Consider the following 24,309-nt stretch of genomic DNA (forward strand, 5'->3'; position numbering starts at 1 on the left):
AGAAGACAATTGAAATTAGTAAGGGGCGTACGCAATATGAATATTCAAAAGGAAACCGATCGTCGTAGACTTGATGAACGTGTAGTCACGATGCCCTGGTATGTTCAGCAGTTCATTGATTATAAACTACCAGACCTCTCTCCTTCCACGCTGCTGGAGTATGTTCGAGATTATGATATGTTCTTCACTTGGCTAAGGGCAGAAGGACTGTCTGAAGCCGAATCAAATACGGGAGTAACTTTAAAAGAACTCGAGATGCTACGGATGGAAAGTATTACAGGGTATCGTATTTATCTGACTACCAAAAGAGAAGGAGCAAACTCCCGGATTACCGTATCACGTAAATTATCTTCACTCCGGTCTTTGTTCCACTATCTGAGCCAGATTGCTGAGGATGAAGAATTTTATCCCCTTCTCAAACGAAATATTATGGCTAAAGTCGAAATCAAGCGAGTTCACAAACCAAAAGATACCGCTGCAAAGCTGAAAGGTAAAATACTAGAGGAAGATGAACTTCTTGAGTTTATCGGATATATTTTAGAAGGGTATGCAAAGGATATGGAGAAAAATAAACAAGCTCTATATTCACATGAGATGAACAAAGAACGTGATGCTTGTATTGCTAGTTTAATTCTGAATTCTGGACTTCGTGTATCAGAGATCGTAAATTTGAACATTGATGATCTTGATTTAAATAATAAAGTGCTTTACGTATACCGAAAAGGGAATAACGATGAGACATTTAAGAATCCGGTCTATTACCGGGAACAGGCTAAGGATGATCTCTTTAACTACATGGAGCTTCGCACCCTCCGTTATCGCACTCCCAAAAAAGAAAAAGCACTTTTTGTCACGGTCCCTAATGGTCAAAAAGAAGGGAAACGAATGACAAAGCGTGCTATTCAAGCCATGATTATCAAGTATGCAAAAGGCTTTGGCAAACCGTACTTAACCGTCCACAAATTACGGCATTCTTTTGCCACCGATTATTATTTGCAAAATGATATTTATAAAACCAAGGAACAACTCGGACATGCCTCTACGGAAACAACCGAGGTTTACGCTCACCTCACGGATAAAACGATGTCGGAAGCGATTGAGCGAAGAGTTGATTAAACTGTTCTCCCCTCACTTGATACCTTTTCATATAACGGATTTAAGGCTGCCCCTTCGGGCAGCTTTTATTATTTTCGTTCAGTATTCAGTATTCGGTATTTGGCATTTCAGATAAAGACAAATCCTATTCAAGCATCATCTGCCAAGCTTTAAGATTTCCACAGCAGCTCCTGCTTGTAACCCTTGCTTGTCAGGAGGAATGATAATGAGACAATCACTGTCCTTAATCGTTACCATGACACTTGATTCATCTACTTTGGCAGGGAAAGCAAACACTTGTCCATTCTTCACTTCCAATTTCCCCCGAACAAAACGCGTAAAGTTGTTCACTTTGCTATAATCCGCACCTAAAACGGCAGTCCATCGCGGTAAATAAGGCTGTTCTGAAGCTTGCATTCCTTGCAGCGCAGGTCGTACAAAAAGTTCAAATCCAACAAAACAAGCTCCCGGATTACCCGATAAGGCAAAAAGCAGTTTATTCTGAATATACGCCGCTGTCGTTACACTTCCGGGCCGCATGGTTACTTTGTTAAATAACATTTCCATGCCATCCTGACGTACTAGATCTCCCATAATGTCATAATCTCCCACAGATACACCACCCGTAGTGATGACCACATCATAGGTTGATAAAGCTTCCTGCAACTTTTGCTCAGCCAGCTTCAAATCATCGACAATTGCTCCAAGCAGATGGGGTTCTCCCCCCGCTTCTTTCACCTGAGATTGAAGCATGTAGGAGTTGCTGTTACGTATTTTCCCTGGCGCTAGTTTTTCTTCAATCCCAAGCAGCTCGGTCCCTGTTGCAAAAATCCCCACTTGTGGTTTTCTAAAAACAGACAACTGATGAATACCAAAGGTTGCGAGAACCGAGATCTCTCCTGCGGTCAGCAGGGTGCCTTTTTTTATCAGTAAATCCCCTTCTGACACTTCAAGACCAACCGGCGTAACGTTTGCTCCCTCTGATATCGGACGCTTTAACACAACGTATGGTTTTCCTTCCACCTCGCACTGTTCTGTCGCTTCCAGCATAACAACGGCATCCGCTCCTAATGGAACCTCCGCACCTGTCATAATACGCGCTGCCGTTCCTTCTACAATCTCCTTCTGTGAGGAATAACCGCAGGGAATTTCATCAATGATGGCTAGCTTAACCTTTTGTTCGCTGCTAGCGATGCTAAGATCTGCGCTTCGGACAGCATATCCATCCATACCCGATCTTCTAAAGAACGGATAAGGATGCGGTGCAACAACATCTTGTGCAATAATTCGATCATGCGCATCCTCAAGTCTTACCTGTTCTGTATCTACTAACTTTACCTTATTTGCTATAAGCTGCTGCGCAATATCTACCTGAATGGCTTTTCGGTTAAATTTCGGATTGGTTTTATAGTTACTCATTAGGTTTTCTCCTTGCTCTAATCTGACTTTGAATAAAGTGTATCTCCATCTCTTTCTGGTTGCAAGAGAGGAAGTGGTTGAATACAGTCCTCTTCGTGTTTGATTAATCCAGCTTATGCATGCATATTGTATGCTTTTTTATCTCACGCTACTAAAGGAGGTGAAAGCAATGCCATCTCAGAATGAAGAACATACCTGTGCTCTCTGCAAAAGAAAAGTTCCTGTTACGACCGTACATCATCTCACTCCTCGGGAAGAAGGCGGAAAAGACAAACCTACAGCAAATCTATGTATTCCATGCCATAAACAGATTCATAATTTATTTACCAATCGAGAATTGGTCGTACTAGGACTGACTACGATTGAAGCGCTTCTGCAAGAACCAAAGATGGCCTCCTACGTTAAATGGATACGTAAACAGCCAGCTACCGTCATTCCTAAATCTAAAAAATCAAGACATGTACGTAAAGCAAGATGATGAAACACAAAACCCGGACACTGGGGGTGTCCGGGTGACTACATTCTTCTATCTTCGCCTTGATATTCGGCCTGATCCGATTTTAGTCTTCGGTCTTGAGCTTTTCTTTGGTGAGCTGAAAATGCTCGATCCGCTGTTCTTTCCTCGTTCAATTTTCCCTTTCGTCGATGAGCTTGAAGAAGTATCCCGTTTAAGAATACTGCCATCGTCCGATTTTTTCGTGTTTACTGATTCTCCAAGCCCCCTGCGAATAATGGAACCACTGCGTTTTGTTGTTAGCGGCGGGGCCATTTTTTTATCATTGTCTGTCGCTGTTCGATATTGCCCCTGAGTCGGTGTATATGTCTTAGAAGAAGTATATCCCCTGTAATTCCCCGATCCTCGCATGACATCAAAGATGCTATCCAGAATAGAAGCCGTAATATATCCCTGTAAGAAAGAAGAACTATAATTACGCTGAACATATTCTTTAGAATCAACCTCGATCAGTGTATCTTCCGGCTGATCCGGATCTTGCTGTAAATGGTACAGCTCACTCGGATACACGAGGAACATTCGCTCTGTATCAACGGGGGACACTTCGTCTGGAGTTCGTTCTTCCATTAGTTCGTCGGCTACTTCTGGAACAGTAAGATTGGCCGCACGGTATACATAGGAAGTCGAATTACCACTGCTGTTCACCGATTCAAGCGGGTACGTATCTTTCACAGCAGGTGCGCCGCAGCCTGATAACAGGGAGACAACTAAACTGAGGACCAGTGTGATTTTTAAGATGTGCCAAAAACGCTTGTTCATGAATAACCTCTCCTAGGTTGCCCGAATAACTTTTACATCTGCCGGGAGAATATCTTCTCCTTCGTACATCATAAATCGACCGTTCTGCCATTCGATACGTAAGAGATGATTATCATCCGACTGAAACTGCCATACATATTGTTCTCCATTTTGAGAAAATGGCGTCTTACCTGCCGTCATTACATGACCCGCATATTGTTCCTCTAAATGATACTCTCTGTCATCCAGCTCAATCGTTGTCGGTACTTCTTCGGGATGATCAAGTCTTCCATCTATAGGAGAATATAGTGCATAGATGAGGCGTTCTCTTTCCTCAATATATAAATACGCAATTGTATTTCCGTCTTTCAGTGTAAGCAGAGCCGCATTTCGTCCTCGGTTCTGAACTTTACCCGTCACTTCATAAGTAATAAGCGAAACCTCGCATATATCACCCGGATTCAGCTGTAACATACTTTTCTCCGGAGCGGAAGGTTTCGGCTTGGATATTAAATTCGTTACTCTTTTCCATAAACTCATTATTCATCGAACTCCTATTTCTAGTTGGAATAAGTCGGTTACAGAGAGGCTGAAATAATCAGCGCCCCTACTAAGTGAAGTGTACCTGAGAATAGCCCGTATCCAATCTTCCCCTTCTGCATTCCGCCGTCAATATCAAAATCTGCAAAGCGGCGAATCAAGGTGTGAACCACCCCTTCGATCACAAGCAGAATAATAAAAGATACGACAGATACAACGAGTGCATCTCCTAGATGATAAGATACAGATATGGACGAGAATAAGATGTACCCCTGAGCAAACAGCTTCATAATCAATCTTGTAGTAACCGCCATATTTCCCGCTTTTACTTCTGTGAAGTCTTTGTACTTCGTAAATAATGAATCAACATACATGAGAATAAACAGCAGTACTGCTCCCGAACCTGTCCATACCAGCATGCGTACGATATCCATAAATTCCATAGATATAACATCCTCCAATAGTGTCAGATTGCTCCCTCATGAAAAACGAAGGAGAAACTGCATCGTTTCCCCTCCGTCACATGGAATAAAGCTGATATAACTCACTTTATTCATTTTTTATCATGGTCATGCTTGTTATTTATTCTCGTACTGTTTCAGCAATGCTGCCAGTTCGTCTTCTACTTCCTTGTCTTTCCCCATGTTTTCAAATTCTTCATCAAGTGATTTTTCTTTGCTGTTCATTTCGTTACTTGCTTCTGCATGTGCTTCCGCTTGCAACATTTTTTCTTCCATACGTTTCATACCAGATGTGGCCGAATCGGAACTAAAACCACTCATTGCTTTGTTGATTTCCGTCTGAGCTTTGGCTGCATTATAACGAGCTACCAGTGTTTCTCTTTTATTCTTCATTTCACTCAGCTGTTTACGCATTTCCTCCAGTTTGGAACGGAGGTTGTCTGCGGAAGCTTTGTTTTGATCAAAACTTGTTTTGTATTCCGTAAGTTTGACTTCTGCATTTTTCTTTTCTTCGAGAGCACGACGAGCAAGATCAATATTCTGTGCTTTAGCTGCCGTATGCGCTTGTTCTTCTCTTTTCTTCACTAGCGCTTCCTGCTCTTCATATAAAGCTTTAAATTTCTTCTCAATGGCTATTTGTGCAGCTACCGCTTTCTCCGCATCTTCCAAATCCTTCTGCATATCACGGATATATTGATCGGTCATTTTAATTGGATCTTCCGCTTTATCAATCAGAGCATTAATATTAGACATGGTTAAATCACGAAATCTTTTAAATAGAGACATTATAAAATTCCTCCCGTATATGTTTTCTTTTACTTAATATACTCATTTGCTTGGTAATGAATCACTACTTATGCATCTAATTACCTTATACGGTTCAGTAATTCATGAAGTTTCATTTATTTAATAAATGGGGCTAAACAAATACCACCGTATTTGATGTAAGAATAATTTTGTTGCGTCTAGGCAATAACATACGAATACCCGTGATGTACTGTTCGATTGTTTTTCGTAACGATAAATCACAAATATAAGGAGTTATGCTTACATGAAACGCTTCATTTGTTCTTTTGTTGCATTTACTTTATTATCTGGTATCCTCCTGTTATATTTTTCGCAAACCGCCACGGCATACGTTCTGGATCGTACATATGTTTACGCACCGGAAGATAGTAAAAACATAGAAGATCCTTTTTTTCTGCCGGATTCGATGACAAAAGAACTCCTCCCTTTTGTAAAAGAGCCGAAGAAGCAAGTTGATGAAAAATCAAAACTTACACTTGGCCAGCTGCGAAAAAAATACAAGAGTACATTCGTTACGAACGGACCTAATATAAAAAGGATTGCCTTAACATTTGATGATGTACCGGATCCAAGATTCACCCCGCAAATATTAGATGTTCTGAAAGAGTCCGGGGTAAAAGCGACTTTTTTTGTGAATGGTCAAAGAGTGGTTAACCATCCCGAACTTGCCAAACGAATTCATGATGAAGGACATGTGATTGGTAATCACAGCTTTACTCATCCGGATTTCAATAAAATTTCAATGTCTGCTTTTATTGCAGAGATTAATAAAACGGAGCAAGCCATCCTTCCAATCACAGGATATATTCCAAAAATAATTCGTCCGCCCTACGGTGAAATCACAGAAGAACAGCTTATATGGGCAGCTGAGCACAAGTACCAAATTGTGAATTGGAATGTTGATTCTGTAGATTGGAAAGGACTAAACAAAGAGCAAGTGTTAACGAACATTCTCTCTGGTATTAGACCTGGTGCGATCGTGCTTCAGCATGGCGGTGGCGGATATGGGTCGAAACTTCAAGGGACGATCGAAGCTTTACCTGAAGTCATTAAAGCTTTGAAAAATCAAGGATACGAACTGGTCACGGTGCCTGAACTGCTAGGAATCGAAAAATCAAAATAAAAGAGCACCTGTGTATATTCCGATACACAGGTGCTCTTTTACTTTTGTATTCACTTTATCAATTTATTAATTATTCAATGATATAGAGTTTGATATCTTGGATACCAAACTTCGCAACAGAACTTTTACTTCCCGGGATAAAGATATCAATCTTGTTACCTTTGATAGCTCCACCGATATCGGTAGCTGTCGCGACAAAAGCTTTGTCAGGCAGATTATCATGAGAATGACCTGTAACCAAAACTTTCGTTCCTAGTGGAATGACGGATGGATCAACAGCAATCGTACCTAATTCCAGCGGATTGCCGAAGTAGTCAACGGCTCCATACCCGCCATTTTCTGCGGGGTCAGAAGAATACGCACTAGCTTTTACATTTAATGTTTCGCTGTAATTAAATGTTTTCCCCCATGCTTCTACCACTTTATTGCTGCTGTCTACATTCAGGCTTGCTGTCACTGCATTATTGCTAGAAGAACTCACTGTATTCGAACTACTTGTTGGTAGAGTCAATTTTAATCCTTCATAAATATTATATGGCGAAATGTCTTTATTCGCGTTCATCAAAGTATCTAAGTCAATGTCATATCTTTGAGATAGTTTGTAAAATGTATCTCCCTCTTTAGCTACATATACTTGCGCTGCATGAGCAGGAACACTTTGTGCTAATAAGGTAACACCTAGCAAAGCGGCTGCTACCGTAGAAGATTTCTTGAAACGTTTAAACATAATTTCCTCCTATAGTTAGCTTCTTCATAGAAGCTTCTCTAGTTGTTTTCTCGTAAGATGTAGCTAATATATCACAATTCTGTAACCTGTGCGTATGTAATAGTTACCAATTTGTTATATTTACGAATGATTCACATAAAAAAAGCTCCCTTTGCATGAATAAAATTCATGCGAAGAGAGCTTCTATATACCTAATCTATTAATGATTTATAGCACTTTACTTAAGAAATCTTGAGTACGAGGATGCTGCGGGTTACCAAATACTTCATCTGGCGTACCTTCTTCCACGATTTTACCGCCATCCATAAATACAATACGATCACCGACTTCGCGGGCAAATCCCATTTCATGAGTAACAATAACCATCGTCATTCCGCCCTCGGCGAGTTTTTTCATGACATCAAGAACTTCCCCGACCATCTCAGGATCCAGTGCTGAGGTTGGTTCATCAAACAACATCACATGTGGCTGCATCGCAAGTGCTCTTGCGATGGCAATCCGTTGTTTTTGTCCGCCAGAAAGCTGATTCGGATAAATATCTTTTTTATCAGCTAAACCTACCGTTTTCAGTAGATCATCAGCGATGGTATTTGCTTCTTCAGCAGATACATTTTTTACGATGGTAGGAGCAAGTGTAATGTTTTGACCTACCGTCTTATGTGGAAAAAGATTAAAGTGCTGGAACACCATCCCCATTTTTTCACGAGTCGAATTGATATCGTGTTTCGGGTCTGTTATAGATGCACCTTCAAATAATATTTCGCCTTTTGTCGGTACTTCCAGCAGATTGATGCAGCGTAAAAAGGTGCTTTTCCCTGAACCGGATGGACCAATGACAACAACCACTTCGCCCTTCGCAATTTCAATGTCAATTCCTTTAAGAATATCTAGTTTTCCGAATGATTTATGCAAATTTTTAACGCTTATCACTAGCACTCAACTTCCTTTCGAATAGACTTAGCAGCTTGGAAAGCATGAAGGTTAGAACGAAATAAATAGCTGCTGCGATGATGTAAGGACTTAGACCTGCATACGTGATATTTCTAATCGAGTTAGCTTGGTACATAATGTCAGCCATACCGATAATCGAAATGATAGATGATTCTTTAATGATGGTAATAAACTCATTACCAATCGCAGGCAGAACAGATTTTAATGCTTGTGGAAGAATAATGTGACGAAGTGCTGCACTTCGTTTCATTCCGAGTGAACGTGCAGCTTCCATCTGCCCCTTATCCACTCCCTGAATTCCTGCTCTAAATATCTCGGCTAAATAAGCTGAACTGTTAATCGAAAGGGTGATAACCCCCGATTGCAACGGAGATAAATTAAGACCAAATACAAGTGCGAGTCCATAATGCATAATCATTAACTGCACCAGCATTGGTGTGCCGCGTAACACTTCTACGTATGCCGTACCGATCCATCTGAATACTCTGAATGCCGACATACGCATTAAAGTAATAAGTAAGCCAATCAGAAAACCAAAGATAACGCCAAGTGCTGATAATAACAGAGTATAACCAATACCCTTTGCATAATAATGACGGAATTCATAAGCAATCGTAAATATATTGCGGTCTTTTTGGTTACCGGATGCGAGCAAGCTCGCTTCTTCTACCATTTTCTCAATTCCATTATCAACTTTTAGTTCTGCGATTGTAGCATTAATGACTTCTAATAGTTCCGTATTCCCTTTAGCAACCCCAATCGCTGCTGCCGAGTCCGTTTCTGCAGGACTTGCACTAGCGATTACAATTTTATTATTTAGGTAACCTTTTGCAACGGTATCTTCAACGATAATTGCATTAACACGCTCTGTTTCAAGCTGAAGGACAAGATCACCCATTTTATCAAGCGATACTAGCTTCGCATTATTGATTCCTTGAGCAATCTCTTCCTGGATAGACCCTTTTTGAATCCCTATTGTTTCACCTTCAAGATCCGTCATTGATTGGTACTTATCGGAATCCTCACTGCGAACTAATACCACCTGACTTGCTTTGTAGTACTGATCAGAGAAATCGATACTTTGTCTACGATCCTCCGTAGGCGTCATTCCTGATATGACAAGGTCAACTCGGCCGCTCTGAAGGGCAGGCAGCAAACTGTCAAATCCCATATCTTCAATTACAAGTTCTGCGCCCATTTTTTCAGCAATGGCTTTTGCTATTTCAATGTCAAAACCGACAATCTGGTCTTGTCCATCAATCGTTTTATGAAATTCATAAGGCGGAAAATCAGCACTCGTCCCTAGAACCAGCGTTTCCTTGCTGTTTACATTGTCGGTTGCATAAACGGTAGCCATTCCGGCTGGAAGCAACAAGACAATACACATTAATAACATAAGTATACGAACTGTTTTTTTCAACTTCTGTCTCTCCTTAGCTGAATCTAGATCATTTTTATAAGATTGAACTATTATAAGTGAAAATGTATGAATATGCAACGTATTTTCTTTCTATTTTCATAGTTTTCCATTGATTTACCTGAATTACAAGACGTTTCTAAAAGCCAGTGCTATAATGTATATACGATTTTTAATTACACAACGATGAATCGACAAATCATAGTCAAAGGGAGAATCTTATGAACAAACAAACGATAAATGACACTATTGATCAATATAGTTCCCGGTTTAAAGAAATATCATTATATATTGGTGCGAATCCTGAGCTCGGAAATGAAGAATTTCTTGCCAGCAAGCGTCTGAAAGAAGAACTGATCTATCATGGTTTTGAAGTGGAAGCCCCTGTTCTTGGTCTCGATACTGCATTTATTGGTACCTATACCGCCTCTAAACCTGGCCCGAAAGTTGCTTTGTTATGTGAATATGATGCTCTTCCGGAAATCGGACATGCTTGCGGGCATCACTTGATCTGTATGATGGGTTTAGGTGCAGCGGTTGGTCTAAAATCTGTTATTGATACGATTGGCGGCTCGATTAAAGTATTTGGTACCCCAGCAGAAGAAACAAAAGGTGCGAAAGTTCCTATGGCTGCAGCTGGACTATTTGATGACTGCGATATCGCAATGATGACTCACCCGTACTACGCTTTCGAGAAGTCAGGAAAATCACTCGCGATCGATGCTGTTCAATTTGAATTTTTCGGTAAATCATCCCATGCTGCTGCTACTCCTCATGAGGGAATTAATGCACTAGATGCTGTGATCCAAACATTTAATGGAATTAATGCTTTCCGTCAACAAGTGAAAAGTACAGTTCGTATCCACGGTGTCATTAACCATGGCGGAGAGGCGGCAAATATCATTCCTGATTACGCTTCCGCTCAGTTTTATGTACGTGCAGCTACACGTAAAGAACTTGATGTACTTACGAAACGTGTCATCCAAATTGCAGAAGGTTCTGCACTACAAACTGGCTGCACACTGAAAACTTCCAATTATGAAACTTCGTATGATGAGATGTATACAAACGAAACCTTGTCTGACGTATTCTCAACAAACCTTGCTGAGCTTGGCATCGATGAAAAGGAGATAGTCTCCGGAAACGATCACGGTTCTATGGATATGGGGAATGTTTCATTACGTGTTCCTGCGATCCATCCATTTATTAAAATTATTAATGAAAAACATGCGCTGCATTCCATAGAATTCAGAGATCTTGCCATGAAAGAACAGGCTCTTGACGCAATGATTCTAGGTGCAAAAGCATTAGCAGGTACTGCTTATGACGTCATATCACAACCCGATCTTCTTGCATCCATTAAAGATGAATTTCAACGTAATGCGTAATATGTAATTGTACATGCGATAGGATCGAAAATAGAAACAGAATAAAAGAAGGGTCCTCTTGCCTTTTGGCAATTGAACCCTTCTTTATTTTTTATGCTTTATTCCGTTATTTGCTCGTAAATATCTAGATATTCTCTTGCTGAAACTTCCCAGCTATAATCCCCGCTCATTGCATTATTCATAATCTTCTTCCAATGCTTGGATTGGTTATAGAATGACTCTGCTCGCCGAATCGTATAGAGCATGTCATGAGCATTAAAGTTGGTAAACGTAAATCCGGTTCCTTCACCAGTGAATTCATTATAAGCTTGGACCGTATCATTCAGTCCGCCCGTCTCCCTCACAATGGGAATACTTCCGTATTGCAAAGCTAATAATTGACTTATCCCGCACGGCTCAAAACTAGAAGGCATCAGGAACATATCACTTCCTGCATAGAATCTTCTCGACAATCCCTCATTGAAACGAATTTGTGCCGACATTTTTAGAGGATGGCGTTTCTCCGCTTCACGGAACCAATGCTCAAATTCACCTTCTCCTGTTCCCAGTAGAATAAACTGCACATCATCATAATATAATAATTCATCAAGTACTCTGGTTACGAGGTCAAGACCTTTTGATTCCACAAGTCGAGTCACCATTGCAATCACAGGAACTTCTGGTTTGACAGGTAATCCGAGTTCTTTTTGAAGCGCAATTTTGTTTTCTACTTTTTTCTCGAGCTGCTGCATATCATAGGTTATAGCCAGTTGATCATCCGTCGCAGGATTATAACTATCTGTGTCTATACCGTTAACGATCCCTGACAATTTACCTTCAATGGAACGCAGGAGACCATCCAAACCATATCCGTAATGAGATGTTTTGATCTCTTCTGCATAGGTAGGGCTAACGGTAGTGACATGATCAGAGTAAACTAATCCAGCTTTCATGAAATTCAGGTTTCCATAATACTCTACACCCTCTGAGGTGAAGTAGCGGCTATCCAGTGCAAGCAGATCGCTGTGTACTTCATAAGGAAATACACCTTGGTATAGAAGGTTATGAATGGTGAATACCGTTTTCATGGACTGATAAGCTGCAATATGATCAAAATGTGCTTTCTTTAGCAAAGGAATCATGGCAGAATGCCAGTCATGACAGTGGATTACATCCGGATTAAAATTAAGGAAAGGAATGATTTCGAGAACAGCTCGGTTAAAGAAAGCAAATCGTTCACCGTCATCGTTATAACCATAAATCCCGTCTCTTCCAAAATAGTACTCATTATCAATAAAATAAAATGTTACGCCTTGATGAACCAGTTGTTCAACGCCGCAATATTGCTTGCGCCAGCCTACATTTACTTCTGTCACTTCAACAGGCTCCATCTGTTTTTTATACCGGTCAGGGATATTTTTGTACTTGGGTAAAATTACCCGCACATCTACTCCCTCTTTAATAAGTGCCTGGGGCAGAGCACCAATAACATCGGCAAGTCCTCCTGTTTTTATAAATGGATGACCCTCTGCTGCGACATATAATACATTCATTACTTACTTCCTCCTTATTATGCCTTACTTAATTGGATGTACTTCCTTCTATAAGAGACGGTTCACCATCTTTAATTTTTTTTGTTTGTCTTCTAGGCTTCTTTTTCTCTAGGGAATCTGTTTTATTTCTATTTTCCTGTTTTGAAGAAGTATTCAAAACGGGATCTCCCTTTACTGAAGCACGTTTGCTTCTGGGTGTCTTCTTGAAGATAACGATACTAAGAGGTGGCAAGGTAACCTCAATGCTGTTCGGCTGTCCATGATAGCTGATCTTTTCGGTGCGCACTTCTTCATTAAGAAGACCTTGTCCGCCAAAATCAACACGGTCACTATTTAACACTTCTGTATATGAACCCGAACGATGTACGCCTACTCTATAATGATAACGGGATACAGGTTGCAGATTAATAAGTACGATCAAGGAGTCACCTGGTTTTTTTCCTTTTCTTACATAAGAAAGTACGCTTTGAGAGCGATCATCTGCCGAAATCCATTTAAATCCTTCGGTACTATGGTCTAATTCCCACAATCCTTTTTCTTGTAAATAAAACTCATTTAATGATTTGGAGAAATGGAGAAGCTTTCGGTGACTTTCATAGTCAAGCAAAAACCAATCTAAAGGTTCTTCATCCTTCCACTCAATAAACTGACCAAACTCCCCACCCATAAAGAGCAATTTTTTCCCTGGGGAAGTTATAAAATAACCTAACAAAGCACGCAAACCCGCAAACTTCTGTTCATAATCTCCTGGCATTTTATTAAGAAGAGATTTCTTGCCATGTACTACTTCATCGTGTGACAGCGGCAGCAAATGGTTCTCATTATAAGCATATACCGAAGGGAAAGTTAATAAATTATGTCTGCCAGGGCGCTCAGAGAAATCCGTTTCAAAATATTCAAGCGTATCATTCATCCATCCCATGTTCCACTTGTAATTAAAGCCGAGTCCACCAGCATACACAGGACTGGTAACTTGAGACCATGAACTGGATTCTTCCGCCATCATTAAAGCTGCAGGGTAATAGTGAAAGATCGTTTCATTTAATTGTTTAATAAAATCGATGGCTTCCACATTTTCATTCGTGCCCTTTTCATTCAGACAATACTGGCCTTCTGCTTTCTCAAAGTCCAGCTTCAGCATACTTGTTACTGCGTCAATACGCAGACCATCGATATGGTACATATCCATCCAATAAAGTGCGTTAGATATAAGGAACGAGCGAACCTCCGGTTTGGAATAATCAAAACTTAGTGTTCCCCAACCCGGTTTTTCTGCCTTAAGCGGATCTGCATACTCAAACAATGGTGTTCCATCAAACATGCGAAGTCCATGGGCATCTTTAGCGAAATGCGCAGGAACCCAGTCCAAAATAACACCGATACCCGCCTGATGTAGCTGATCAATCAGATACATCAATTCATGAGGTGTCCCGTACCTGCTTGTCGGAGCGTAATAGCCGGTATTTTGATATCCCCATGACAAATCGTATGGATGTTCAGTGATTGGCATAAACTCTACATGAGTGTAGGACATTTCTTTCAGATAAGGGATCAATAACTCAGGCATTTCAGCATATGTATAAAACTCCCCTGTCTCTTTTTGTTTCCATGTCCCAAAATGCATCTCATATATATGAAGTGGTTTTTGATACACCTCTTTTTGCTTGCGTCTCCAGGAAGCATCCTTCCACTTATAACCTTCGATCTTGGAGGTAATGGAAGCTGTATTTGGTCTTACTTCAGCGTGGAACGCGTAAGGATCTGCTCTCAGCAGAGATTCATTATTAGAGGTGAGAATATGATATTTGTAAAATGTTCCTTCATCGATGTCAGGGAAAAAACGACTCCAAAGCCCAGAATCGGGTATCTTATATAATACATCCGCTTCTCCCAGACCGTGATAGCCGTTGCGATCAAGAGCAAGGCCTACTTTTGAAGCATTCGGTGCCCAGACTGTGAAACGATAGCCTGACACTCCGTCTTCCTGAACCGGATGAGCTCCGAGAAAATGATAACTAAAATGTGAAGTTCCTTCGTGAAACAAATAAATATCTTCCGAGGAAATAAATGATTTCGGTACATTGTTTTCGATCAAAGAGATCACCTTCTTTTTAAAATAGAATAAACACTACAAAAACATTATTACCCCATTTTCCCCATTATGAAAATGAAAAATAGCTAAACGAAAATATAAATTTAATTTTAGCTTTTTTCAGAAAATGGTGATTCATCTGTGTTGGGCTCCGTTTAATAATATATCACGGAAACATACTATGGGAGGGAAATACAAATGGCTAAAAAAGAATGCATCGCCATGTTATTGGCAGGAGGAGAAGGGAAACGTCTGGCTCCACTGACATCTAAAATCGCAAAACCAGCTGTTCACTTCGGCGGTAATTATCGAATCATTGATTTTCCTCTCAGTAACTGTGTAAATTCAGGTATTGACACTGTGGGAGTCTTGACACAGTATGAGGCAGAATCTTTGCATGGACATATCGGTAAAGGTGAACCTTGGAACTTAAATACAACTAAGGATAAGGGAGTTACTCTTCTTCCTTCTTGGAATACAGGATCAGATGAGTACTGCGGAACAGCAGATGCTATCTATAAAAATATAGAATACATTGATGCACAAGATCCAGAGAACGTCCTTATTTTGTCTGGTGACCATATTTATCAAATGGATTATCGTAAAATTCTGAAGTATCATGAGGAAAAACAAGCATTAGCTACCATTGCAGTAATGGAAGTACCTTGGAATGAAGCTCATCGCTTTGGAGTATTGAATACAAATGAAGACATGCGTGTAACTGAGTTTGTTGAAAAACCAGCGCAACCAGAAAGCAACCTAGCTTCTATGGGTATTTATGTGTTTAACTGGAAGCACCTTAAAAAACATTTGATTAAGGATGCGGCTTCTACGGAGTCTAGTCATGACTTTGGCAAGGATATCATTCCTTCTATGCTGAAGGGTGAAGACCCGCTTTATGTATATAACTTTGAAGGATATTGGAAAGATGTTGGAACTGTGCAATCCTTATGGGATGCCCATATGGATGTATTAAACGGAGTGAACTTGACGAAAGAAGAACTTCAGGCATGGCCTATGTATTCACGTCAAGGACGTACAAAATTTTCGGCTCATAGACAAAAAGCAACACTATCCAGAAATTCTATCGTTCATGATAACTGCTACATGGAAGGGAATTCTGATCATTCTGTTGTTTTCTACGGCGCAGAAATTGGTAAAGGTTCCACAATCAAAGAAAGTGTAATCATGCCTAATGCTCGTATTGGACGTAATGTTACTATTGACCGCGCCATTATTGGTGAAGGAGCTATCATTAGAGATGGGGCTGTAATTAAAGGCAGTCTAGACGAAATAGTTGTCATTGGTCCAGGAGAAACGGTCGGAGCCAAGCCTTCTGTTCGAACAAACCGTCTACTCAAAGACGTGTACGAAAAAGCAGGCCAACTTCGAGCTACTTCAAGCTAAAAAAAGATTATCTTCATCATACCATCTTTGAACAAAAAGAGCACCCCATGATTGGGATGCTCTATTTTCACTGTCTAGAACCTTTTATAAATTTTATCTTTGATATAAATTCACCTGTCGATCGCCCATATCTGTCACACCTTGGTGTATGAATCCTTGTCCTTGATAAAATTCATTTAGTTGCGGACTATGGGTTATACAATCCAGACGTAACCCCTTTTTTCCTGCAGCGAGAACAATCTCTTCTGCTGCATCAATCATCCAGTTGCTTAGTCCCCGTTTTCGATAAGCTCTGCACACGGTCAATCGATGAAGATAACCGTATGCCTCATCATTTAACGTCCCCCAATAATCCGGATCCTCTCCTTGCAAGGTAAATAATCCGACTGGAGACTCATTAAAATAAGCAATATAAACATCACGAACATCAAAATATTGGTGTACAGCATCTAATGTAAACAGACCTGGTGTCCAATGTTTAAGCCCATTATCGACCATCCACTCTGCTGCTTCAACAAGCAGTGCTCTAATCTCTTCCGATTGATCAGGCGTTGCCTGTATTAGCCTAATGATTCCATCAGTCACTTCTCTTGTTCTTACTACTTTCAATCCTTGATCCATAAACCTCTCCCTCTCCAGTTTAGACTTCTTCAGGATCTATATCCGATTCGAAGTGTTCTTCCTCGATTAAAGCAGGGAGTTTTACCGTCACCGTTGTTCCATTTCCAAGTTCACTTTCCATCAGAAGCGTACCACCATGAAGCTCGATAAGTTGCTGACTAATGGCAAGACCCAGCCCAGTTCCACCATGTTGATGATCAACTTGATAGAATCGATCTTTTACACGCTCCAGATGTTCTTCACTGATCCCAATCCCAGTATCTTGAACAATGACAACTACCTGGTCTTGCTCACGTTTTATCGTAATATCAATCCATGTATTCATGTGAGAAAATTTAATTGCGTTGTCAATGACATTAAGAAATACTTGTTTTAATCGGTTGCCATCCCCAATAATTAAATAATCTTCTTCTTCCGCACTGAGTCTAAGTTTTATTTGTTTTTGTTCCGCTTTAGCCCATACATTCAGCATGATTTCTTGCAAAACTTCACGAACGCTAACCGTGCCTTTAACCATCTTCATCTCATTTTGTTGCAATTTAGAGAAATCGAGCAGTTCTTCAACGAGCCCAATGAGACGGTTGGTTTCTTTTGAGATGATTTTAAGACCCATTTTTGTTTCTTCAGGATCATACCCGCCCGATTCGAGTGTTTCGTTCCATCCCTTTATACTTGTCAGCGGTGTTCGAAGTTCGTGAGAAATGGAGGAAATGAAATCATCTTTCACCTGATTACTGCGCACAATTTCCTCAGCCATATAATTCAAGGTAGAAGAAAGTTCACCAATTTCATATTTATAGTCCCCTTCTATGCGGACGTCAAAACGACCTTTTGCCATCTCTGCCGAGGCGGCTGTAATGATATTGATCGGTCTTACAATGGAATTCGCTAGCCCAATACTAATCGTAAAGACAAGCACAAGTACCCCTACTACGATCAGTCCTGACCATACTAAAATATCTACTAGAGCATCATTCACTCGCTCCATACTTGTTACATACCGAGCAATATATACATTATCGTTACCATAATCTATTTTGGTGGATACTGCCATAACAGACTCACCTGTGATTACATCTTTTCCAATCCAACGTCCTGTACTGCCTTTAAGGGCCTGCGGAACATCACTTGTCTGTACTACCCGATCCGATTCAAATCCAGAGGAAAGAGCAAGAACTCGACCTTCCGTATCCAGGATTTCAAGCGATGTATTTTCGAGTTTAAGATAGTACATTAGATTTGATATGAACGAACTCTCGTTACTGCTGTCTATAAATGATGAATTGTAATATCTGATTACATTTTTAGAGTTAGACTCAATGTAGTTATATATACTATCGTAGTAATACTTCTGCATCGCAACCAGAAAGATGGATTCAATCAAAAGCAGCGCAAGCAGAACAAGAATAAAATACTGCAGCACAATTTGCCTGCGAATGCCTTTCATCATTAAGCTCTACCTTTCCACTTGTAGCCATGCCCCCAAACCGTTTGGAGAAATTCCGGCTCAGAAGGGTTGCCTTCAATTTTTTGACGAAGTCGTCTTATGTTTACATCTACAATTTTAGGATCACCCATATATTCTTTACCCCAGACATGATCTAGCAGTACATCCCGGCTTAGAGGCGTGTTTTCTTTTTCAAGGAAGAATTGGACTAGAGAAAACTCGGTCGGTGTTAATTCAATGGCTTGCCCATTTCTCTTAAACTGCTTGGAAATTAGGTCGAGTGAGAATGGACCTGATTCAAATGTCACTTTGGCCGCTGTTTCGCGGTGTACATTCACTCGGCGCAATAAAGACTGTATACGTGCAATGAGCTCCGTAGGACTAAAAGGTTTACTTACGTGATCGTCAGCTCCCACGGATAAAGCATATACCTTATCCTGTTCCTGAACTTTTGCTGTTAAAAAGATAATTCCGATTCGTTCGTTGTTCTCACGAATACGGCGGCATACTTCAAACCCATCAATCCCAGGTACCATGACATCAAGCAGGGCAATATCAATATCATTTACAGCGTTGATGATTTTCATTGCCTCCATACCATCTGCCGCTTCCAGGACGTCAAATCCATTTCTTTTCAAATTAAGCACGATAAAACTGCGGATGGACTCCTCATCTTCCATAATCAGTACTTTACTCATTCTATAATCATCCCTTCCTGTTCCGGATCTGTAAGCAAATTATTACTTGGTGTGTTTTGACCGGCTTGTTTTGGCAATCTGTATCCGATGACCTGGTTACTAGAACGAACGATTTGTTTCCAATCATCTTTTACCCGTTCCCAACTGTCCAGTGAGAAAAACTGAATTTCAGCAACCGTTTCATCGGTATCTGCCAATTTAAAGCGTAAATATTTATCTTTGACTGACTTCGTATCCAGTGTAACATTTCCATATTGTTCAGGCTGCAAGTTGAAATAAAACCGATCTTGATCATCCCGATATTGCTGCATTATAAAGGTTAGACCCTCATCACCATTCCATTGGTAGAAAGAATAAAAATACAATTTTTCACTATCCACAAAATGTTCCCAGCCGGGCGGTTCTTCAAGCAAACCAAATTCCACAATACCATCGTTGTTGATATCTTCACTTAATATTCGTCTTGGTTTAAACGTAATATCTGTGCCTTTAAAGGCCTCAACCAATTGATTATTTTCCATATAGATTAGGTCAGAATAGGAATTCGAAGCATCTAATGCGATATCCAGAATAATCCCTGTCTTGTTTTTGGATATCTTTCCTGCTGATACATTATAAAAATCTCGCATCTTGGTATCAATCGTCATTTTGTCGAGCACTTCAAAACTTCCATCATTATATTGATATACCGTTATCGTCCCTTGTCCTGTCGTCGGCAGGATATTCATAATTGTGAGGTCATGAATACCATCCCCATTTAAATCCATAGGGTTACGAAATTCATCCATAATTACGTATTTTGAATAGGGCATCTCCAGAATTTTCTGCAAAGTACCACCTTTATAAGTGTAGGAAACGAGCCAGTTTTGCGCATTCTGTTCTACTCCGCTTGAGAATCCGGCCATAATTTCGAGTCCTTCATCCCCTGTAATCTCTTGTAAACGAAAGGAATTAAGAACGGAACCAATTCCATCAAAGGTCAATTTCTTGACCCATGTATCTCCCTGCTTCTCAAGCAGCATGCCTCGAATCTTAACCTCGGGATCATCAGGCAGATCATAAAAAACGACTGCCTCCATGACGCCATCATTATTTAAATCTTTTTGAATAATCTTATTAGACATCTCTCTGGGCTGGGTAATCGTAGAACCTTCCGGAAGTTCCCCTTGAATGACACTAAGTAGATTTTCTCGTTCCGTCGTCATTTGCGGGGTCTTCATAAGCGATTTTGGATCATTAAAGGAATCCAGTCCATTGCCGCAGCCACTAATCAAAAATATAGAAAGCAACATGGCTCCCAGAAAGAAAAGTTTATGTGAATTTCTTATGATTTGCACCAGATCACTCTTCTCATTCATTAAATCTTGTTTTTCTCATGTAAGGTAAGTCGTCTGCCACGAATATCAAAAGCGAGCCTTCCTTCAGAGAGCCCCCATATTCGAGTGGCATAACGTTCTGCAAGTTCGATAGGCAGCACTGCAATCACCGTCATATGCTCTTCCTCACATAGCTTCTTGAAATTTTCAAGTACACTATCTGCTGATTTCGGATCAAGACCGATAACAGGTTCATCCGCTAGAATCACTTTCGCTCCGTGGGTTAGAGCCCTGGCAACAGCAACACGTTGACGCTCACCGCCGCTAAGTTGTCCAGCTTTCATATGCGCTTTGTCGAGCAGACCGACACTTTCTATCACGTCCATAGAACCCATGTAATCATCAGATCGAACCATACCTGTCAGCATTCGCCACCAAGGTGTTTGTCCTGATCTGCCGATGAGAACATTTTTAAGAACCGTTTTATTGGTAAATAATTCGGGATTCTGTTCTAAATAAGCCCACTCACGTTTAATTTGTTTTTTACCAGCATAGCCAGCTTGAAAAATATCTGTGCCATGCACAGAGAATTTTCCGCGGTCCCAACTTTCTTTAAGAGCCAGCAATCGTAACAAAGTGCTTTTTCCGCTTCCGCTTCCACCGACAATGCCAATAAACTCGCCTTGCTGCATATCAAAGCTAATTTCTTTCAATACGGAAATCTTATCTGAACCAACGGCCTTTGCCAATTGCTCTACTCTGATCATTTACGTTTATATCTCCTCTTATCCGTAGAATGTATATCTTTAGTTTATTGGAAATAGAGTAGATTTTCCATGCGAACAAGTGTTCTTTTGTTATAGTTTGTTCTGCTTAAAGAAAAACCCGGCAATTCCAAACAAGAGATAACATGCACCGAGCAGCCAGAACATGCCCCCCGGGGCCCCTAGTCCAAGCATAATTCCTCCGAGATTAGGTCCGAGAATACTCCCTATATTAAACTGAAAAGAAGCTACAACGTTTGCAGCCGGCAATACATTTTTAGGTAGAATATCAGCTGCATAGGCGAGGCCCAGAGAAAAGAACGAACCAACAAGCCCGCCAGCTACCGTTAATAGTAATAAGGTTGGCCAAAATTGTGTGCCCGCCGATGGAATCAGCATAAATAAAACTCCGCCTAAGATTCCCGAGATCATAAGAATTCTCTTTCTTCCATACCGGTCACTTAAAGCTCCAAGCGGTAATTGAAGAAGCAGTCCCCCGATCCCTACAAAAGGAAGTAATGTGGAGATATCACTCTCGCTAAATCCGATACGAAGCCCATAGATAGGGAAGTTACTGTTCATGCCCGATTCCATATAACCATATAAGAATGCTGGAATGAGTGCATACCAGGCTAATGTAAAGCTGCGGCGGTATCTCCCTGCTCCGCTTGCTTCATTCATTATTTTTTCAGGCCGGGTATCCGGTAATTTCAGAGCAAATAACAAAACGATCAACATGAAGAAAAAAAGAATAGCAAACGGTACAATCTGTCCATATCCCAGCAGCTTAATTCCGAGCGGTCCTATACTAAATCCAAGTCCATAAGACATTCCGTATATCGAAATGTTTCTGCCCCGAGAAGCTGCGGGTGTGACAAGCAGTACCCATAACTGAGTTGAATAATGGAGAGCGCTGTCTCCGATTCCAACCAAAAGCCGTAATAAGAACCACAATCTCAGATCAGGAATCAATGGAAACAACATGAGCGGAATCATAACGATAATAAGACCAGATACGATTAGTTTCTTAAACCCTACTGCCCCTAGGATTCGCTCAGCTACCAGTGTCATTGCAAAAGAACCTATGTACATGACTGCAGCATTCAATCCGTTTATGCTTGAAGAAACGCCCATCTGCTCTATAAAAATAGAGAGAACAGGTAAAAGCAAACCTTGACTTAGTCCAGCTACAATAATAATGGCGATGAGAATACTAAAATGTGCCTTTGAACCTTCCTGTCGTATTGCCCCAGCTGACTTACTCAAAACATTCTTTCCCTCCTATGCTCGCATGACAAAATAAAAAATCGCCATTTCTGACGACCTGTAACTATCTTCTATTATATGCTTATTCATTCAGAAACGGGTTACAAAGTATTCAACATTATAGTGGACAACACAGCTAAACACAAGCGATAATGGAATGAACACTTACTTTTTGTATAGTAAGCTTATACCTGTGATAGGAGGTCTGTTCATACAGATGGGTTATCAGGTGAAAATAGACGTTACTCCCATATACGAGCTGCTGAATAGCTTTATGGTTTATGTAACGAGAAGATGGGTTCAGAGCCTTGATATCGGGCCTGAATGGATTGACACCGTAGATAGCACACTAAAGGAAGAAGTTCGTGAATCATTGAAAGTAGCTTCTAACTGGCCCTTTAGCGATTATGATGTTTTGTATGCCTGGACAGCACTAAGAGAGACAACGAGTGAAGTTGAACCCTTCCTTAATGAACTCGGCTTAAAACCTGCTGAAAAGCTCTGGAAACAGATTCATCATATCCTTCCAGATGTAACACTTGCGGAAACATTACGCATCCGTGATGACTACATACCTTTACTTAAAATATGGGATGAGCATTATTTTCAACATCTTAATCCCGAACATCGGAAATTAATTGAAGAAGACAGTTCTGAGAAAGAACTCCTTCTTACAAAAATGAATTCGGACCAATTGATTGATTATGCCACTTCTGGGTTAATGGTCGAGGAGATGCCTGATCTTCAAAAAATAATACTTTTCCCTACTGTTCATAATCGGCCTATTAATATGTATTGTTTTTATAAAGGTATGTTATTAATTCAATATCCTGTAGATGTGCCTGAGCGGCGGGAAGACGAGCCGCCTATTAGTTTACTTCGTCTGACCGATGCGATTTCAAGTCCCGAACGCCTCCAGCTCTTACGATATATCTCTAATAAGCCCAAATCTTTAAGACAAATTTCAGAGGAACTTGGACAAACGGAAGACACACTCAGACCCCATCTGATGTCACTTCGAGTGTCCGGTCTCCTTCAAACACATCTGGGTCAAGAGCAAAGTGAGAAGTACTGTTTGCGTCCTGATGGATTATCGGAACTGAGCATGTATTTGGAATCTTATATCAGGTTATGACATCGACATCATTAGAGAAATAAGGAGTGAGATTCTATGAAATCCAATGTAAAACAGCAAATTATATTTGACCTTGATGACACACTCATTCATTGTAACAAGTATTTTAACCTTACACTCGGAGCGTTCCTCGAACTAATGCAAGAATGGTTCTGTGACTACCAAATTACTCTAGAAGATATTCGGAATAAGCAAATGGAGATTGATGTATCCGGCGTTGCCATTTTTGGTTTTGCAAGTCAGCATTTCCCTCAGTCATTAATTGACACCTACGTCTATTTTTCAAAAAAAGTAAATCGTCCTATCCATACGAATGAACAGGCACAACTTCAAAAGTTGGGAATGAGTGTGTACGATCAGGAGATTGAAGCTTATCCAGGTATGGTTGAGACTTTAGAGTGTCTCGTTGATCAAGGTCACACACTTCACCTTTATACTGGCGGCGAGCATATGATTCAACAACGAAAGATTGATCAGATGAAGCTCGGGGAGTATTTTGAAGATCGAATTTATATTACTCGCCACAAAAACATTGAAGCTTTCGAAAAAATTGTAAGTGAAGGACAAATGGATCGTAAAAATACATGGATGATCGGGAACTCTCTTCGCACTGATATTGAACCTGCTCTCACCGCAGGGGTCCATGCTATATACATCGAGCAAGATATGGAGTGGCAGTACAATCTGATCGAATTAAATAAGCCAGAGAACTACTCCCTTTATACGATCAAAGACCTTACTCATGTACCGAAGATTATTTCAGAGTATCTTAAACAACAAGCTCATTTATAAAAATGAAAAAGAAGGACTGCCAAGGAATTCTCCAAGCTCAGTCCTTCTTTTTTCATTCG

General features: G+C 40.5%; 23 protein-coding genes. 7 read left to right on the forward strand and 16 right to left on the reverse strand.

What is annotated here, in order from left to right; all coding sequences use genetic code 11:
• The first annotated feature begins 36 nt into the window (after positions 1 to 36).
• Entirely contained in the window at positions 37 to 1,116 is a 1,080-nt protein-coding gene (gene xerS, locus ACWPWY_RS10585) for a tyrosine recombinase XerS (RefSeq protein WP_454191664.1), read from the forward strand.
• A 135-nt stretch (positions 1,117 to 1,251) separates the two neighbouring features.
• On the opposite strand, the gene ACWPWY_RS10590 is transcribed toward xerS, so the two are convergent.
• Entirely contained in the window at positions 1,252 to 2,514 is a 1,263-nt protein-coding gene (locus tag ACWPWY_RS10590; RefSeq protein WP_454191665.1) for a molybdopterin molybdotransferase MoeA, read from the reverse strand.
• 169 nt (positions 2,515 to 2,683) lie between these two features.
• On the opposite strand from ACWPWY_RS10590, the gene ACWPWY_RS10595 reads away from it, so the two are divergent.
• The gene (locus ACWPWY_RS10595; RefSeq protein ID WP_454191666.1) at positions 2,684 to 2,992 is read left to right on the forward strand and encodes an HNH endonuclease; all 309 of its coding nucleotides are present in this window, start codon (positions 2,684 to 2,686) and stop codon (positions 2,990 to 2,992) included.
• 48 nt (positions 2,993 to 3,040) lie between these two features.
• Here the strand turns inward: ACWPWY_RS10595 and ACWPWY_RS10600 are convergent, their stop codons facing one another.
• The 4 genes from ACWPWY_RS10600 to ACWPWY_RS10615 form a co-directional block, all read right to left on the reverse strand.
• Positions 3,041 to 3,787, reverse strand: coding sequence for a DUF4247 domain-containing protein (locus ACWPWY_RS10600; protein WP_454191667.1), 747 nt, complete (start codon positions 3,785 to 3,787; stop codon positions 3,041 to 3,043).
• Between the two features lie 12 nt (positions 3,788 to 3,799).
• Complete coding sequence (locus ACWPWY_RS10605; protein ID WP_454191668.1) at positions 3,800 to 4,306, reverse strand: DUF4178 domain-containing protein; 507 nt, start codon at positions 4,304 to 4,306, stop codon at positions 3,800 to 3,802.
• A gap of 38 nt (positions 4,307 to 4,344) precedes the next feature.
• A complete protein-coding gene (locus tag ACWPWY_RS10610; protein WP_454191669.1) occupies positions 4,345 to 4,749 on the reverse strand; it encodes a DUF350 domain-containing protein in 405 nt (134 codons plus the stop codon).
• A 135-nt stretch (positions 4,750 to 4,884) separates the two neighbouring features.
• Positions 4,885 to 5,553: a PspA/IM30 family protein gene (locus ACWPWY_RS10615; protein ID WP_454191670.1), complete on the reverse strand. Its 669-nt coding sequence runs from the start codon at positions 5,551 to 5,553 to the stop codon at positions 4,885 to 4,887.
• Positions 5,554 to 5,818: 265 nt separating this feature from the next.
• Between ACWPWY_RS10615 and ACWPWY_RS10620 the strand changes: the two genes are divergently transcribed.
• Entirely contained in the window at positions 5,819 to 6,697 is an 879-nt protein-coding gene (locus ACWPWY_RS10620) for a polysaccharide deacetylase family protein (protein WP_454191671.1), read from the forward strand.
• A gap of 70 nt (positions 6,698 to 6,767) precedes the next feature.
• On the opposite strand, the gene ACWPWY_RS10625 is transcribed toward ACWPWY_RS10620, so the two are convergent.
• The 3 genes from ACWPWY_RS10625 to ACWPWY_RS10635 all read right to left on the reverse strand — a co-directional run bounded on the left by ACWPWY_RS10625 (position 6,768) and on the right by ACWPWY_RS10635 (position 9,795).
• Positions 6,768 to 7,424, reverse strand: a complete 657-nt coding sequence (locus ACWPWY_RS10625; protein ID WP_454191672.1) for a 3D domain-containing protein — start codon at positions 7,422 to 7,424, stop codon at positions 6,768 to 6,770.
• Between the two features lie 207 nt (positions 7,425 to 7,631).
• Entirely contained in the window at positions 7,632 to 8,354 is a 723-nt protein-coding gene (locus ACWPWY_RS10630) for an amino acid ABC transporter ATP-binding protein (protein ID WP_454191673.1), read from the reverse strand.
• A complete protein-coding gene (locus ACWPWY_RS10635; RefSeq protein WP_454191674.1) occupies positions 8,341 to 9,795 on the reverse strand; it encodes an ABC transporter substrate-binding protein/permease in 1,455 nt (484 codons plus the stop codon). Before ACWPWY_RS10635 ends, ACWPWY_RS10630 begins: the two co-directional genes overlap by 14 nt.
• A 218-nt stretch (positions 9,796 to 10,013) precedes the next feature.
• Here ACWPWY_RS10635 and ACWPWY_RS10640 point away from each other — a divergent pair, with 218 nt between their 5' ends.
• Positions 10,014 to 11,180: a M20 family metallopeptidase gene (locus ACWPWY_RS10640; protein WP_454191675.1), complete on the forward strand. Its 1,167-nt coding sequence runs from the start codon at positions 10,014 to 10,016 to the stop codon at positions 11,178 to 11,180.
• A 98-nt stretch (positions 11,181 to 11,278) separates the two neighbouring features.
• Here ACWPWY_RS10640 and glgA read toward each other — a convergent pair whose 3' ends face one another.
• The gene (gene glgA, locus ACWPWY_RS10645; protein WP_454191676.1) at positions 11,279 to 12,712 is read right to left on the reverse strand and encodes a glycogen synthase GlgA; all 1,434 of its coding nucleotides are present in this window, start codon (positions 12,710 to 12,712) and stop codon (positions 11,279 to 11,281) included.
• Between the two features lie 28 nt (positions 12,713 to 12,740).
• The gene (gene glgB / locus ACWPWY_RS10650) at positions 12,741 to 14,807 is read right to left on the reverse strand and encodes a 1,4-alpha-glucan branching protein GlgB (RefSeq protein WP_454191677.1); all 2,067 of its coding nucleotides are present in this window, start codon (positions 14,805 to 14,807) and stop codon (positions 12,741 to 12,743) included.
• A 195-nt stretch (positions 14,808 to 15,002) separates the two neighbouring features.
• Here glgB and ACWPWY_RS10655 point away from each other — a divergent pair, with 195 nt between their 5' ends.
• Positions 15,003 to 16,211 carry a glucose-1-phosphate adenylyltransferase gene (locus ACWPWY_RS10655; RefSeq protein WP_454191678.1) on the forward strand — a complete coding sequence of 403 codons (1,209 nt, stop codon included), beginning with the start codon at positions 15,003 to 15,005 and terminating at the stop codon, positions 16,209 to 16,211.
• 93 nt (positions 16,212 to 16,304) lie between these two features.
• Here ACWPWY_RS10655 and ACWPWY_RS10660 read toward each other — a convergent pair whose 3' ends face one another.
• From ACWPWY_RS10660 to ACWPWY_RS10685, 6 genes are all read right to left on the reverse strand, one after another.
• A complete protein-coding gene (locus ACWPWY_RS10660; protein WP_454191679.1) occupies positions 16,305 to 16,832 on the reverse strand; it encodes a GNAT family N-acetyltransferase in 528 nt (175 codons plus the stop codon).
• Between the two features lie 19 nt (positions 16,833 to 16,851).
• Positions 16,852 to 18,282, reverse strand: coding sequence for an ATP-binding protein (locus tag ACWPWY_RS10665; RefSeq protein WP_454191680.1), 1,431 nt, complete (start codon positions 18,280 to 18,282; stop codon positions 16,852 to 16,854).
• Positions 18,282 to 18,977 (reverse strand): response regulator transcription factor, encoded by a 696-nt coding sequence (locus tag ACWPWY_RS10670; RefSeq protein ID WP_454191681.1) that lies wholly within the window; start codon positions 18,975 to 18,977, stop codon positions 18,282 to 18,284. Before ACWPWY_RS10670 ends, ACWPWY_RS10665 begins: the two co-directional genes overlap by 1 nt.
• Positions 18,974 to 20,269, reverse strand: coding sequence for a hypothetical protein (locus ACWPWY_RS10675; protein ID WP_454191682.1), 1,296 nt, complete (start codon positions 20,267 to 20,269; stop codon positions 18,974 to 18,976). The genes ACWPWY_RS10670 and ACWPWY_RS10675 overlap by 4 nt, the downstream gene beginning before the upstream one ends.
• Positions 20,270 to 20,334: 65 nt before the next feature.
• A complete protein-coding gene (locus tag ACWPWY_RS10680) occupies positions 20,335 to 21,060 on the reverse strand; it encodes a phosphonate ABC transporter ATP-binding protein (protein ID WP_454191683.1) in 726 nt (241 codons plus the stop codon).
• Positions 21,061 to 21,150: 90 nt separating this feature from the next.
• Positions 21,151 to 22,323 (reverse strand): MFS transporter, encoded by a 1,173-nt coding sequence (locus ACWPWY_RS10685; RefSeq protein ID WP_454191684.1) that lies wholly within the window; start codon positions 22,321 to 22,323, stop codon positions 21,151 to 21,153.
• Between the two features lie 217 nt (positions 22,324 to 22,540).
• Here ACWPWY_RS10685 and ACWPWY_RS10690 point away from each other — a divergent pair, with 217 nt between their 5' ends.
• Positions 22,541 to 23,458 carry an ArsR family transcriptional regulator gene (locus ACWPWY_RS10690; protein ID WP_454191685.1) on the forward strand — a complete coding sequence of 306 codons (918 nt, stop codon included), beginning with the start codon at positions 22,541 to 22,543 and terminating at the stop codon, positions 23,456 to 23,458.
• Positions 23,459 to 23,494: 36 nt separating this feature from the next.
• A complete protein-coding gene (locus tag ACWPWY_RS10695; protein WP_454191686.1) occupies positions 23,495 to 24,250 on the forward strand; it encodes an HAD family hydrolase in 756 nt (251 codons plus the stop codon).
• Positions 24,251 to 24,309: the final 59 nt, after the last annotated feature.

This window comes from Paenibacillus sp. Marseille-Q7038, assembly GCF_965111595.1.

Excerpts from the sequence above, each read along its gene's own strand:
- xerS (WP_454191664.1), top strand. The coding sequence starts at position 37 with ATGAATATTCAAAAGGAAACCGATCGTCGTAGACTTGATGAACGTGTA.
- ACWPWY_RS10590 (WP_454191665.1), bottom strand. The coding sequence starts at position 2,514 with ATGAGTAACTATAAAACCAATCCGAAATTTAACCGAAAAGCCATTCAG.
- ACWPWY_RS10595 (WP_454191666.1), top strand. The coding sequence starts at position 2,684 with ATGCCATCTCAGAATGAAGAACATACCTGTGCTCTCTGCAAAAGAAAA.
- ACWPWY_RS10600 (WP_454191667.1), bottom strand. The coding sequence starts at position 3,787 with ATGAACAAGCGTTTTTGGCACATCTTAAAAATCACACTGGTCCTCAGT.
- ACWPWY_RS10605 (WP_454191668.1), bottom strand. The coding sequence starts at position 4,306 with ATGAGTTTATGGAAAAGAGTAACGAATTTAATATCCAAGCCGAAACCT.
- ACWPWY_RS10610 (WP_454191669.1), bottom strand. The coding sequence starts at position 4,749 with ATGGAATTTATGGATATCGTACGCATGCTGGTATGGACAGGTTCGGGA.
- ACWPWY_RS10615 (WP_454191670.1), bottom strand. The coding sequence starts at position 5,553 with ATGTCTCTATTTAAAAGATTTCGTGATTTAACCATGTCTAATATTAAT.
- ACWPWY_RS10620 (WP_454191671.1), top strand. The coding sequence starts at position 5,819 with ATGAAACGCTTCATTTGTTCTTTTGTTGCATTTACTTTATTATCTGGT.
- ACWPWY_RS10625 (WP_454191672.1), bottom strand. The coding sequence starts at position 7,424 with ATGTTTAAACGTTTCAAGAAATCTTCTACGGTAGCAGCCGCTTTGCTA.
- ACWPWY_RS10640 (WP_454191675.1), top strand. The coding sequence starts at position 10,014 with ATGAACAAACAAACGATAAATGACACTATTGATCAATATAGTTCCCGG.
- glgA (WP_454191676.1), bottom strand. The coding sequence starts at position 12,712 with ATGAATGTATTATATGTCGCAGCAGAGGGTCATCCATTTATAAAAACA.
- ACWPWY_RS10655 (WP_454191678.1), top strand. The coding sequence starts at position 15,003 with ATGGCTAAAAAAGAATGCATCGCCATGTTATTGGCAGGAGGAGAAGGG.
- ACWPWY_RS10660 (WP_454191679.1), bottom strand. The coding sequence starts at position 16,832 with ATGGATCAAGGATTGAAAGTAGTAAGAACAAGAGAAGTGACTGATGGA.
- ACWPWY_RS10665 (WP_454191680.1), bottom strand. The coding sequence starts at position 18,282 with ATGATGAAAGGCATTCGCAGGCAAATTGTGCTGCAGTATTTTATTCTT.
- ACWPWY_RS10670 (WP_454191681.1), bottom strand. The coding sequence starts at position 18,977 with ATGAGTAAAGTACTGATTATGGAAGATGAGGAGTCCATCCGCAGTTTT.
- ACWPWY_RS10675 (WP_454191682.1), bottom strand. The coding sequence starts at position 20,269 with ATGTTGCTTTCTATATTTTTGATTAGTGGCTGCGGCAATGGACTGGAT.
- ACWPWY_RS10680 (WP_454191683.1), bottom strand. The coding sequence starts at position 21,060 with ATGATCAGAGTAGAGCAATTGGCAAAGGCCGTTGGTTCAGATAAGATT.
- ACWPWY_RS10690 (WP_454191685.1), top strand. The coding sequence starts at position 22,541 with ATGGGTTATCAGGTGAAAATAGACGTTACTCCCATATACGAGCTGCTG.
- ACWPWY_RS10695 (WP_454191686.1), top strand. The coding sequence starts at position 23,495 with ATGAAATCCAATGTAAAACAGCAAATTATATTTGACCTTGATGACACA.